This window comes from Nocardioides albus (assembly GCF_014648255.1).
GTDB classification, from domain to species: domain Bacteria; phylum Actinomycetota; class Actinomycetes; order Propionibacteriales; family Nocardioidaceae; genus Nocardioides; species Nocardioides albus.
Map to the genome: position 1 here is coordinate 367678 of NZ_BMQT01000006.1, position 12515 is coordinate 380192.

Annotated in this window: 13 protein-coding genes and 1 riboswitch; of the genes, 7 read left to right on the plus strand and 6 right to left on the minus strand. The window is 68.9% G+C overall.

The genetic code is table 11. The features are described from left to right. Positions 1-65: 65 nt before the first annotated feature. The 6 genes from IEY84_RS15145 to IEY84_RS15170 form a co-directional block, all read right to left on the minus strand. The gene (locus IEY84_RS15145) at positions 66-881 is read right to left on the minus strand and encodes an alpha/beta fold hydrolase (RefSeq protein ID WP_183546943.1); all 816 of its coding nucleotides are present in this window, start codon (positions 879-881) and stop codon (positions 66-68) included. Between the two features lie 4 nt (positions 882-885). Further along, on the minus strand, positions 886-2004 hold the full coding sequence (gene prfB / locus IEY84_RS15150; protein WP_183546946.1) for a peptide chain release factor 2: 1119 nt from the start codon (positions 2002-2004) through the stop codon (positions 886-888). 152 nt (positions 2005-2156) lie between these two features. Continuing rightward, positions 2157-2969, minus strand: coding sequence for a C40 family peptidase (locus IEY84_RS15155; protein WP_183546948.1), 813 nt, complete (start codon positions 2967-2969; stop codon positions 2157-2159). 2 nt (positions 2970-2971) lie between these two features. Beyond that, positions 2972-3146, minus strand: a riboswitch (cyclic di-AMP (ydaO/yuaA leader). Between the two features lie 240 nt (positions 3147-3386). After that, on the minus strand, positions 3387-4067 hold the full coding sequence (locus IEY84_RS15160; RefSeq protein WP_183546950.1) for a response regulator transcription factor: 681 nt from the start codon (positions 4065-4067) through the stop codon (positions 3387-3389). 14 nt (positions 4068-4081) lie between these two features. Continuing rightward, the gene (gene ligD, locus IEY84_RS15165) at positions 4082-4999 is read right to left on the minus strand and encodes a non-homologous end-joining DNA ligase (protein WP_183546952.1); all 918 of its coding nucleotides are present in this window, start codon (positions 4997-4999) and stop codon (positions 4082-4084) included. Next, a complete protein-coding gene (locus tag IEY84_RS15170; RefSeq protein ID WP_229788701.1) occupies positions 4999-5958 on the minus strand; it encodes an ATP-dependent DNA ligase in 960 nt (319 codons plus the stop codon). Before IEY84_RS15170 ends, ligD begins: the two co-directional genes overlap by 1 nt. A 140-nt stretch (positions 5959-6098) precedes the next feature. Here IEY84_RS15170 and ku point away from each other — a divergent pair, with 140 nt between their 5' ends. From ku to IEY84_RS15205, 7 genes are all read left to right on the plus strand, one after another. Then, positions 6099-6941: a non-homologous end joining protein Ku gene (ku, locus tag IEY84_RS15175; protein ID WP_183546961.1), complete on the plus strand. Its 843-nt coding sequence runs from the start codon at positions 6099-6101 to the stop codon at positions 6939-6941. Positions 6942-7100: 159 nt separating this feature from the next. Beyond that, positions 7101-7463, plus strand: a complete 363-nt coding sequence (locus IEY84_RS15180) for a YciI family protein (protein WP_183546963.1) — start codon at positions 7101-7103, stop codon at positions 7461-7463. Beyond that, on the plus strand, positions 7460-8734 hold the full coding sequence (locus IEY84_RS15185) for an RNA polymerase sigma factor (RefSeq protein ID WP_183546965.1): 1275 nt from the start codon (positions 7460-7462) through the stop codon (positions 8732-8734). Before IEY84_RS15180 ends, IEY84_RS15185 begins: the two co-directional genes overlap by 4 nt. A gap of 51 nt (positions 8735-8785) precedes the next feature. Further along, on the plus strand, positions 8786-9601 hold the full coding sequence (locus tag IEY84_RS15190; RefSeq protein WP_183546967.1) for an alpha/beta fold hydrolase: 816 nt from the start codon (positions 8786-8788) through the stop codon (positions 9599-9601). Between the two features lie 183 nt (positions 9602-9784). After that, the gene (gene kynB / locus IEY84_RS15195) at positions 9785-10420 is read left to right on the plus strand and encodes an arylformamidase (protein ID WP_183546969.1); all 636 of its coding nucleotides are present in this window, start codon (positions 9785-9787) and stop codon (positions 10418-10420) included. Continuing rightward, positions 10417-11700: a kynureninase gene (gene kynU, locus IEY84_RS15200; RefSeq protein WP_183546972.1), complete on the plus strand. Its 1284-nt coding sequence runs from the start codon at positions 10417-10419 to the stop codon at positions 11698-11700. Before kynB ends, kynU begins: the two co-directional genes overlap by 4 nt. Next, complete coding sequence (locus IEY84_RS15205; protein WP_183546974.1) at positions 11697-12497, plus strand: tryptophan 2,3-dioxygenase; 801 nt, start codon at positions 11697-11699, stop codon at positions 12495-12497. The genes kynU and IEY84_RS15205 overlap by 4 nt, the downstream gene beginning before the upstream one ends. Positions 12498-12515: the final 18 nt, after the last annotated feature.

Consider the following 12515-nt stretch of genomic DNA (forward strand, 5'->3'; position numbering starts at 1 on the left):
AGCCATTTGCGTGAAACAAAGTCGAGTGCTTTAATCGACTTAGTCGCTCGGGCGGTCCAGCCGAGTCAACGAGCGGCGCGCGTCGCCGTGGGCTCTGAGTCAGAGCAGGGCCTGTCGGCGAGAGCGGGTGGGGTCCTTAGGGATGGGGATCCCACCCGCGACGCGGGACGCGTCGTATCCGGCACCCGCGACGCCAGCCAGCCCAGCACCGCCTCAGCGAACTCCGCAGGCTTGTTGCGATGCACGAAGTGGCCGACGTCGAAGTGGACCAGATCGGCATCGGGGATCCGGCTGGCGACCTCCTCGAGGTCTGCCGGCGGGATGTGGCTGTTTCCCCCACCTGCCACGATCAGGGTCGGCATGGACAGCAGCTCGAGCTGCTCCCACATCCACGCGTCGTACGTCGTCGCCTCCGCGAGCAGGGACGCGATGCACTCCCAGTCGTAGGACATCGGCTCGGTCGCGCGCCCGGGGCCGCGGCGTTGACGCGGCGCAGGCGGCACCACGTCCTCGATCACCAGCCGGGAGACCAGATCGGGCCGGTGCATGGCGACCAGGAGCGCTACGTTGCCGCCGGTCGAGTGCCCGACGACCACGGCGCCGGAGATCTCGAGCGAGTCCATCGCCACGATGACATCGTCGGCGATGAGCCGGTGGGAGTACTCCGAGGCCCAGTCCGAGTCTCCGTGCCCACGCAGGTCGAAAGCGTGGACCCGGTGCTCGGCCGCGAACGACGGCACGAGCCCCTGCCACCGCTTCGCACTGCCTCCGAGCTCGTGCAGAAGCACCATCGGCGTCGCACCCTCGGGGCCGTAGACGTCATAGACGTACGCCGCCCCGCGGCCCGGGAGTGGAAGCCTGGTGCGCGTCAGCGCAACCATCAGGTCAGTTCTGTTCGGCCTTCTCGGCGCCGCGGCGCCACCGGATGCCGGCCTCGAGGAACCCGTCGATGTCCCCGTCGAAGACGGCCTGCGGGTTGCCGGTCTCGTAGGTCGTACGCAGGTCCTTGACGATCTGGTAGGGGTTGAGCACGTAGTTGCGCATCTGGTCGCCCCAGGAGGCGGCGACGTCACCCTTGAGATCCTTGAGGTGGGCCTCCTCCTCGGCCTTCTTCAGCGCGAGGAGCTTGGCCTTGAGGACGATCATCGCGGCGGCCTTGTTCTGCAGCTGCGACTTCTCGTTCTGGCAGGAGACCACGGTGCCGGTGGGGATGTGGGTCAGCCGGACCGCGGAGTCGGTGGTGTTGACCGACTGGCCGCCGGGACCCGAGGAGCGGTAGACGTCGACCTTGATCTCGTTCTCGTCGAGCTCGATCTCGTCGGTCTGCTCGAGCACGGGCACGACCTCGACCGCGGCGAAGGAGGTCTGGCGGCGGCCCTGGTTGTCGAACGGGCTGATCCGCACCAGACGGTGGGTGCCGGCCTCGACGGAGAGGGTGCCGTAGGCGTAGGGCGCGTGGACCGCGAAGGTGGCGGACTTGAGCCCGGCCTCCTCGGCGTAGGAGGTGTCGAAGACCTCGACCGGGTATTTGTTGCGCTCGGCCCAGCGGACGTACATCCGCATCAGCATCTCGGCGAAGTCGGCAGCGTCGACGCCACCAGCGCCGGAGCGGATCGTGATCAGTGCCTCGCGGGCGTCGTACTCCCCCGAGAGCAGGGTGCGGATCTCCAGGCTCTCGACGGCCTTCTTGACCCGGCCCAGCTCGGCCTCGGACTCGGCGAGCGAGTCGGCGTCACCCTCCTCCTGGGCCATCTCGACCATCAGGCCGAGGTCCTCGATACGGGTGTGGAGCTCGGTGAACTTGTTGAGCTCGTTCTGCAGCAGGGAGAGGCGGCCGGTGACGCGGGTGGCGTTGTCCTGGTCGTCCCAGAGGTCGGGCGCGGCGACCTGCTCGCCGAGGTCGGCGATCTCCTTGCGCATCGCATCCAGGTCCAGCACCTGGCCGATGGTCTGCATCGTTGCCTGGAGCTGCTTGATCTCGGTGTCGAATTCGGGGCCTGCCACGTCTTACAGGTTACTTGACGCGTGGGGCCGCACCCGATTCGCCGACCCTCGCTGTGCCGACTTCCTCGGGCTCCGCTTCGGAAATGCGCTCGCCCTCCGGCATGGGGAACCGGAGGGCGAGCGCCGGGGGGATATACGACCCGGAGAAGAACTCAGGCCTGGTGGGTCGAGCCGGCGAACCAGCCGTCCCAGGCAGCCTCCTCGCGAACAGACGCACCCGGCTTGGGGGCGTGCAGCATGATCGCCTGACCGTTCTCCCAGCGCAGGAAGATGCCCACGTGGTAGACGGGGCTGCCCCAGAACATCAGGTCACCGCGCTGGATCTGGTCGTTCGCGACCGTCGGCAGCGCAGCGGCCTGGTCCCGCGAGACCCGGGGCAGCTCGATGCCGGCGGCACTGAAGGCGTACTGCGTCAGGCCGGAGCAGTCGAACGAGCTCGGACCGGTGGCGCCCCAGACGTACGGGTCGCCGATCTGCTGCGAGGCGACGCTGATCGCCCGCTCGATCTTGCCCTGCTTGCTCGCGGCGAAGGCCTTGGCCTCCGCCTCGGCCTTCCTCTTGGCCTCCGCCGCCTTCTTGGCGGCGATCGCGGCCTTGCGCTTCGCCTCGGCCGCCTTGCGGGCCGCCTCGGCCTTGCGCTGCTGCGTCTCGACAGCCCGCTCGAGCTGCTTGATGTCGGTGACCATCGCCGTGGGGGTGGCCGAGGCCTCCAGCGTCGGAGCCTCCACCACCTCGGCCGACTCGACGGCCGACTCGAGGGAGGTCTTGTGGGAGACCGGCGCGGCGTTGGCGGCGGGGACCGCCACCAGGGCACCTGCGGCGATGCCGCTGGCGAGAGTGATGCGGCCGACGAGCTTGCCGTGGCCGCTGAGCGATCCTGCGATCGTCCGGGCGATGGAGACGTTGGGCACCCGGAAGGGACGCGACGTGCCTCGATGGGCAGGTCGGGATACGGACTTGGACATGCGTGAGTTCCTTCCCACGCCTGCGAGGTGAGCTGTCGGGTTCGGGCTAGAAGGTTGCCCGGCCATCTTCGATGGCTTCACCCCAAGCGACCGTCCGAGTTAGTCGCTGAGAATCTTGGGTCCCCCGCTCCTGTCCCATACGTACTGCTGAGTGTGAGGGGTAAGGGGGTTCAGTAGTAGGGGCCGGCTTCCGGAGGGACAGGATTAGGCGTGAACCGGGGCCGGTCGTGCGTTCTGCACGGCGCAACCAAGGTGACATGACAACTCAAGCGGATCCAATCCGGAATTCGTGCAGTCGGGGCACGATCCGCCTGTTCACGCGTGGTTTTACCGTTGTTTGTGAGTCATCTCACCGGTGAACGACCGTTTGAAGGCGGGTTGCCCTTGACTCATTCCGCCGCTTCGAGCCGACTGTGCCTACTCTCCGGCTTCGAGCCGGAACCCGACCCCGCGGACCGCGACGACCTTCTCCTGCACACCTGCCGCCTCGAGCTTCTGGCGCAGGCGGCCGACGGTGACGTCGAGCGTCTTGGTCGAGCCGTACCAGTTCTCGTCCCAGACCTCGGCCATCAGCCGGTCCCGGGAGACGACCTTGTCACGAGAAGCAGCCAGGACGGCCAGGAGCGCGAACTCCTTGCCGGTCAGCGTCACCTCGCGGTCTCCGGCGTAGACCCGGTGGGCGGCGACGTCGATGCGCAGCGCGTCGTCGTCCGCACCGGGCTCGACCGGACCCGAGCGGCGCAGGAGCGCCCGAACGCGGGCCTGGAGGACGGCCAGCGCGAACGGCTTGGCCAGATAGTCGTCGGCGCCGGCGTCGAGGCCGACCACGAGGTCGATCTCGGCGTCACGAGCGGTGAGGATCATGATCCCGCCCTCGTAGCCGTTGTCCCGTGCGGCCTTGCAGACCTCGAGGCCGTCCATGTCAGGAAGGCCCAGGTCGAGCAGCACGAGCTCGGCCTCGTACGGGGGCGCGAGCAGCTCCAGCGCCTTCTTGCCGGAGTCGACCCAGGTGACGTCGTACCCCTCACGCTGGAGCGTGCGCACCAGCGGAGCGGCGATGTCCTCTTGGTCTTCTACGACGAGCACGGAGTTAGACATGAAGAGAACAATAGTTACAGGCCCGTAGGACTTGTGAAGAGATCCCCCCTTTCAGATAAGCGCGTGATCACATTGTTAGGTCCGAGCTGCTCGATACCGAGCGGATCCTCGGCCCCTTCGGTGACCTCGTCCCACGTGATCGGGGCCGCGACCGTCGGGATCTCCTTGCCGCGAAGCGAGTAGGGACAGATGGTCGTCTTCGACCCGGAGTTCTGGGACCAGTCCAGGAAAACCTTGCCTGACCTGCGACTCTTCGTCATCGTGGCGGTCACCTGGCGCGGGTTCGCCTTCTGCAGGTCCTCGGCGATCTCCTTGGCCAGCGCTGTGGCCACGTCCGGCTCGACAGCCTCCGGCAGGGCGGCGTACAGATGCAGGCCCTTGCTGCCGCTGAGCACAGGGGTCGCCACCAGATCACGGGCATCCAGCGCCTCGCGCACCAGCAAGGCCACCTCGCAGCACTCCTGCAGACCGGCCGGCTCGCCCGGGTCGAGGTCGATCACAATCCGGTTCGCACCGGCCGGGGCGCCGTCGGCGCCGACCGTCCACTGGTGGACGTGCAGCTCCAGCGCGGAGAGGTTCGCGGCCCAGGTGAGAGCGGCAAGACTGTCGAGGATCGGAAAGGAGAGTGTTCCCTCCTTGTGGTCGGCAGTACGAGATCCCGTGGTCGGAACGGTGACGGTGCGGACCCAGCTGGGGGTGCCGGCCGGGGCGTTCTTCTCGAAGAAGGACATGTCGCCGATGCCGTGCGGCCAGCGGATCCGCGTCACGGCTCGGTCCTGGAGCTGCGGCAGGAGAACCGGCGCGACCTGGGCGTAGTAGTTGAGCACCTCCCCCTTGGTCATGCCGGTGCGGGGATAGAGCACCTTGCTGAGGCTGGTCAGGGTCAGGACCCGGCCGTCCACCTCGACGCGTACCTCTTCTCGTTCGACCATCACAGATCCTTCGGCTCGATGTCGTCGCGGATGCCGATGAAGCTCGGCTGCCGCAGCCGGCCCTCGTAGCTCGCCGCCGCGACCGCGGTGCCGTGGGTCTCCACCTCCACGACGAGGAGCGGCTCGACCCAGTGGGTCCCCTTCGCGTCCACGGCCGGCACTCCCCCGTCGGGATCGACGTCGGGACCGGCGAAAGGGTTCCGCCCGGTCTCACGGAGCAGCTCCCCGAGCCGCTGGGCCCGTTTGCCGGTGATGCCGCTGCCGACCCGCCCGCGGTAGATCAGCCCGTCGGGCGTCGGCTGCCCGACGAGCAGTGCGCCGAGACGCTCGGTGCCGCCCTCGGTGCCCACCTCGGGTCGCCAGCCGCCGACCACCAGCGAGGCCCGGTAGCGGTGGGGCAGCTTGATCCAGTCCTTGCTCCGCTCCCCCGGCCGGTAGCGGCTGCCACGACGCTTCGACACGATCCCCTCGAGCCCCTGCTGCTTGGTGACCTCATGGAGCATGTGGCCGTCCTCGTAGGTCCCCGGCACCTGCCACGAACCCAGGTCACCGTCGGCGTGAAGGCCCTCGAGCACCTTGCGCCGCTCGGTCCAGGGCTCGTCGACGAGCAGCCGCCCGTCGAGACGGAGAAGATCGAAGACCATGTACGTCGCGGGCCGCTCCGCCGCGAACCGGGCCGCCTTTCGGCGATCACGGTTGTGCATCCTGTCCATGAGCACGCGGAAGTCCGGGAGCCCGCCGTCGTTGAGGGCGATCACCTCGCCATCGACGAGGAGGTCGCGCGTCGGACCGTCCGCGATCTCCGGCCAGGCAGTCGTCGCGTCGTTCTCGTTGCGCGTCGTCAGCCGAGCCTGCGTACGTCCTGCGGGGCTGTCGCCGAGAAGACGGATGCCGTCCCACTTGACCTCATGGACCCACTCCTCCCCCGGCGGCACGTGGCTGCCAGGCGTGGCCAACATGGGGCGCAGCGTTGAGCGCATGACCCCATCTTGCTTCATCCCGCCGTACGTGGGTGGCTCTGACGTGGGCAAATGGGGTACCGATATCGGTGAATCCAACCGATACTGGGTGAGTTCCTACCGACTGACGAGGGGTCCGTATGCGTGCGATCTGGAAGGGTGCGGTCTCGTTCGGGCTGGTCAGCGTGCCCGTGAAGCTCTACTCGGCGACGGAGTCCCACGACGTCTCCTTCCGTCAGGTGCACCAGGCCGATGGCGGCCGGATCCGCTATCAGCGGATCTGCTCGATCGACGGCGAGGAGGTGCCCTACTCCGAGATCGCGAAGGGCTATGAGACCGAGGACGGCGAGATGGTCATCCTCACCGACGACGACTTCGCCAACCTGCCGACGACCTCCTCGCGCGAGATCGCGGTGGAGAAGTTCGTGCCGAGCGACCAGATCGACCCGATGCTCTTCGAGAAGAGCTACTACCTGGAGCCGGAGAAGACCGGGGTCAAGCCCTACGCGCTGCTGCGCCAGGCGCTCCTCGAGGCCGACCGGGTGGCCCTCGTGACGGTCGCGCTGCGCCAGCGCACCACGGTCGCGGCGCTCCGGGTGCGGCCGACCGACAACGGCGACGTGATCGTGCTGCAGACGATGATGTGGCCCGACGAGATCCGGGTGCCCGACTTCAACGTCGAGGCCGGAGAGGTCAAGGACTCCGAGATCAAGATGGCCAACATGCTCGTCGAGACCCTGGCGGGCGACTTCCACCCCGAGGAGTTCTCCGACGACTACGCCGAGGCCATCGAGGAGATGGTGAAGGCCAAGATCGAGGGCGGCGAGGTCGAGCGGACCCCCACCTCCACCAAGACCTCCGGCGAGGTCGTCGACCTGCTGGCCGCGCTGCAGCGCTCCGTCGCCGACGCGAAGAAGTCGCGCGGCGAGAAGGTCCCCGATGAGGCCGAGGAGAGCAAGAAGAAGAAGTCGAAGGCGTCCTAGACGACCGGGGCTCGCGCCGAGCGAGGGAGTGACCGCGCGCAGCGCGGAGGCAACACGTACCCAAATCTCTGGTGCCGGCGTGTCGAAAGCGGCAGGCTCTGCTCGACGCGTAGGCGACGACGCACGACAGAGGCGTCGCGCACCCGCAAGGAGAAACTGATGCGCTACATGATGCTGGTGAAGATGGCTCCCGAGGCCGGGCCGCCGCCGGTCGCTCTGATGGAGGCGGTGGAGGCCGAGATCAAGCAGCAGCACGCCGACGGCATCCTGCTCGACGCCGACGGTCTCGGGCCTGGGCTGGAGATCCGGCTGACCGCCGGGGAGGTGACCCACGTCGACGGGCCGTTCGCCGAGGCCAAGGAGGTCGCCGGCGGCTTCTCGCTGTTCGAGGTCCGCTCCCACGAGGAGGCCGCCGAGATCGGACGCCGGATGGTCCGGTTCCACGAGGAGCTCTGGCCCGGGCAGGACGTGGCCGTGGAGATGCGGCCGTTGGTCGGACCGCCGGACCCAGCGGCGGAATGAGCTCGCCTACCGAAGAAGCGATCGTCGCGGTCTGGCGCAACGAGTCCGTACGTCTCCTCGCCGGTCTGGCGCGGATGACGCATGACCTCGACCTGGCCGAGGACCTCGCCCAGGATGCCCTCGTCGCGGCGCTGGAGCAGTGGCCGCACGAGGGCATCCCCCGCAGTCCCGGAGCCTGGTTGATGTCGATCGCGAAGCGGCGCGCGATCGACGGGTTCCGCCGCGACGAGGTGCTGCGCCGCAAGGTCGCCCTGCTGGGGCACGAGCTGGAGGAGGGTGAGATGCCGGACCTGGTGGCCGCGGTCGACCATATCGAGGACGATGTGCTGCGGCTGATGTTCCTCTCCTGCCATCCGACGCTGGCACCCGACTCCCGCACGGTGCTGACGCTGCGGCTCGTGGGCGGACTGACGACCGCCGAGATCGCCCGCGCCTACTTCGCCAAGGAGTCGGCCGTCGGCCAGCGGATCTCGCGGGCGAAGCGCACCCTGGCCGAGGTCGGGGCCACGTTCGAGCTTCCGGTGGGCGAAGAGCGCGCTGCACGTCTGCGCGAGGTGATGCAGACGATCTACCTGGTATTCAACGAGGGCTACGCGGCGACGTCCGGGCCGTCGTGGACCCGGCCCGAGCTGTGCCTGGAGGGGATGCGGCTGGCCCGGATGCTGGCCGCGCACGCCCCCGGCGACCCGGAGGCGCAGGCGTTGCAGGGCCTGTTGGAGATCCAGGGGTCGCGGCTCGTGGCCCGGGCGGATGCCGATGGCCACCCGGTGCTGCTCGAGGACCAGGACCGGACCAGGTGGGACCACCTCCTCCTGCGGCGCGGGCTGGCCGCGGTCGACCGGGCGAAGGCGCTGGCCTCCTCCGGCACCCCCGGCGGGAGCTATCTGGTGCAGGCGATGATCGCGGCGTGCCACGGCCGCGCCCGCACGGCCGAGCAGACCGACTGGGCCGAGATCGCGCGTCTCTACGACGTGCTCGCCTCCGCCGCCCCGGGTGCCGTCATCGAGGTCAACCGGGCCGTGGCGCACGGACGTGCGTTCGGGCCCGACGCCGGGCTGGCGATCCTTGCGGGCCTTCCCGACGGTGCCCTTCCGGGGTCGCACCTGCCGGCCGGCGTACGTGGTGACCTGCTGCATCGTGCCGGCCGGCACCACGAGGCCGCGGAAGCCTTCGACGAGGCGGCCTCGTCGACCGACAACGCCGAGGAACGGAAACTTCTGGAGAAGCGCGCGGCCGCGTGTCGAAACGACGTGGGCTCGTCCGACGCGTAAGCATCAACCGGGCCCGACGGGCCCGACAACCGCTGGACAGGAAAGAGCACCATGACCAAGACCACCATCTCCGCCGACGGCTCCACGATCGCCTACGACGTCGCCGGCACCGGCCCTGCGCTCGTCCTCGTCGACGGGGCGATGTGCTATCGCGGTTTCGGACCCTCGCAGGAGCTGGCCGACGCGCTCTCGGACCGTTTCACCGTCTACCGCTACGACCGCCGCGGCCGGGGCGAGAGCACGATCGCCAAGCCCGCTGCCGTGGGCACCATGGAGGCGGTCGAGCAGGAGGTCGCCGACCTGGGTGCCGTGATCGAGGCCGCCGGTGGGCACGCCCACCTGCTGGGCCTCAGCTCCGGCGCCTTCCTCGCGCTCGAGGGCGCGCGGGCGGGGCTTCCGATCGACAAGATCGTCGCCTACGAGGCGCCCCTCATCCTCGACGACACCCACCGCCCCAACGACGCCGACCTGGCGCAGCAGGTCGAGGAGCTGATCGAGAAGGGGAAGCGGGCAGCGGCGATCGAGCGGTTCATGCGCGTGGTCGGGATGCCGTGGATCGCGATCAAGATCATGCGCCTGACCCCAGCCTTCAAGAAGCTCACTCCTGTTGCGCACACGCTGACGTACGACCTCGGGATGTGCGTGCCGTTCCAGCAGGGTCGGCCGTTGCCGAAGGGCTACTACAAGGACGTGTCGGTGCCGGTGCTGTCGGGGGCCGGGAGCAAGAGCCCGGCCTACATGACCAATGCCCAGCAGGCCATCGCCAAGGCGGTCCCGGACGGACGCTACGTGGTCCTCGACGGGCAGGACCACATGGTCAAGGCCGCGGCTCTGGCCCCGGTGGCCACCGAGTTCCTCTCCGCCTGAAGCGCCGAGTCCGCGCTTCGCGCGGTTACTCCCTCGCCTCATCCTGACCCGATCCAACGCCGAGCCGGCTCGTCATGACGCGCCGACTCGACAGGGTGTCCGGTCAGAATGCGCCGACTCGACAGGGTGTCCGGTCAAGATGCGCCGACTCGGCGGAAAATGGGGTCATCTAGGCTGCGGAGCATGGCGCAACTGTGGGACATCTCACCACCCGTTCACGCGGACTCGCCGGTCTTCCCCGGTGATCACGCGACCGAGGTCGGCTGGACGTTCCGCATCGGCCCGGGGTGCCCGGTCAACGTGGCCGAGCTGAGCCTGTCGGCACACGTCGGCGCGCACGCCGATGCGCCGCTGCACTTCACCGACGACGGCGCACCGGCCGGTGAGATGTCGTTGGAGCCGTTCCTCGGGCCGTGCCGGGTCGTCGACGTCTCCGGCGTACGGCCGCTGGTCACCGTCGACGACGTCGACGTCACCGACCTGCCGCCGCGCGTGCTGTTCCGGACGTACGCCACCCAGCCCACCACCTGGGACGACGACTTCTGCGCGCTCGACCCCCCGCTGATCGACCTGCTCGCCTCGCACGGGGTGCGGCTGGTCGGCACGGACGCAGCGAGCCTCGACCCCGCCGACTCCAAGGACCTGCCGGCACACTTCGCGACGCATCGTCACGACGTACGCATCCTGGAGAACCTGCTGCTCGACGAGGTCCCGGCGGGCGACTACGAGCTGATCGCACTCCCCCTCAAGCTCACCACCGCCGATGCCGCGCCCGTGCGGGCCGTGCTCAGGCCGCTCACCCAGGAGTCCTCCCGATGAACCGTGACGACGTCGTCGCTCGCGACGCCGCAGACCCGCTGACCCCGCTCCGAGAGCTCTTCGCGCTGCCCGAGGGGACGATCTATCTCGACGGCAACTCGCTCGGCGCGCTCCCCCGCGCCACCGCCGGCCGGGTGGCCGAGGTCGTCACCGAGGAGTGGGGACGTGGGCTGATCGAGTCGTGGAACACGGCCGACTGGATCGGTCTGCCCCAGCGGGTCGGCGACAAGGTCGCCCGGCTCGTCGGCGCCGGCCCGGGCGAGGTCGTGGTCGCCGACTCCACCTCGCTCAACGTCTACAAGGTGCTCGCCTCGGCGCTCTCGATCGCCGCGTCCGACGCCCCCGAACGCCGGATCGTGGTCAGCGAGCGCAGCAACTTCCCGACCGACCTCTACATCGCCTCCTCGCTCTGCCGTGACCGCGGCTACGAGCTGGTGCTGGTCGACTCGCCCGAGGAGATCGAGGGGCTGCTCGACCGCGCCGCGGTGCTGATGCTGACCGAGGTCAACTACCGCACCGGCTACCTGCACGACATGGCCGCGGTGACCGCGCGCGCCCACGAGCACGGCGTGCTCGCGGTCTGGGACCTGTGCCACTCAGCGGGTGCGGTGCCGGTGGATCTTGGCGGCGCCGATGCCGACTTCGCGGTCGGCTGCGGCTACAAGTTCCTCAACGGCGGCCCGGGATCGCCCGCGTTCCTGTGGGTCAACCCGCGCCATGTCGACCGCTTCGAGCAGCCGCTGTCGGGCTGGATGGGTCACGCCGCGCCGTTCGAGATGTCGCCGGGATACCGGCCTGCGGAGGGGGTCTCGCGCTACCTGTCCGGCACCCCGGGCATCATCGGCATCTCCGCCCTGGAGTGCGGCGTCGACACGCTGCTGGCAGCCGAGGCGTACGGAGGTCTCGAGGCGATCCGGGAGAAGTCGCTCGCGCTGACCCGGCTCTTCGCCGACCTCGTCGCGTCCCGGCTCCCTGGGTTCACCATCGAGTCCCCGCTCGACGACGCGCAGCGAGGCAGCCAGCTGTCGCTGAGCGTCGACGAAGGTGCGTACGCGATCGTGCAGGCGCTCATCGAGCGCGGCGTGATCGGCGACTTCCGCGCAGGATCAATTGCCTCGGGCTCCGCTTCGGCAGGATCACCGGACATCCTGCGGTTCGGGGTAACCCCGCTCTACACCCGCTACGTCGACGTGTGGGACGCCGTCGACCACCTGGTCTCGGTGATGGACAACGACGAATGGCGCGACGAGCGCTTCTGGACCCGAGGAGCAGTCACATGAGCAGCACGCAGGACCTTCCGATGGACTACTCCGACTACCTCCACCTGCCGGAGGTGCTCGGCGCGCAGCACCCGCTCTCGGGCGACCACCACGAGATGCTCTTCATCGTCCAGCACCAGGCGATGGAGCTGTGGATGCGGCTGGCGCTGCACGAGCTGACCGAGGCGCAGCGTCTGCTCTCGGTCGACGAGGTGCGCCCGGCGTTCAAGGGGCTGGCCCGTGTCTCCCGGGTCATGGAGCAGCTCGTGCACGCCTGGGACGTGCTCTCGACGCTGACCCCGACCGAGTACGACAAGTTCCGCCCCTACCTGGCCACCGGCTCGGGTTTCCAGTCGTGGCAGTACCGCTGCATCGAGTTCGCGCTCGGCAACAAGGCGGTCTACACCCTCCGCGTCCACGAGGGGCGGCCGCACGAGAAGGACGTGCTGGCCGCGTACGGACGGCCTTCTCTCTACGACGAGTCGCTGCGGCTGCTGGCCCGGCGCGGCTTCGACATCCCGGCCGACCACCTCGACAGGGACTGGAAGCAGGAGTACGCCGCCTCCGACGCTGTCGAGGCCGCCTGGCGTGAGGTCTACCGCGACCCGGAGAAGCACTGGGACCTCTACGAGCTCGGCGAGGAGCTCACCGACCTGGAGACCACCTTCCGGGTCTGGCGGTTCCGCCACGTGACCACCGTCGAACGGATCATCGGCTTCAAACCCGGCACCGGCGGGACCAGCGGTGTCTCCTACCTGCGCAAGCAGCTCGACATCATCCTGTTTCCCGAGCTGTGGGCGATGCGCACGGGGCTGTGAGGATGTTCGTCTAGGTAT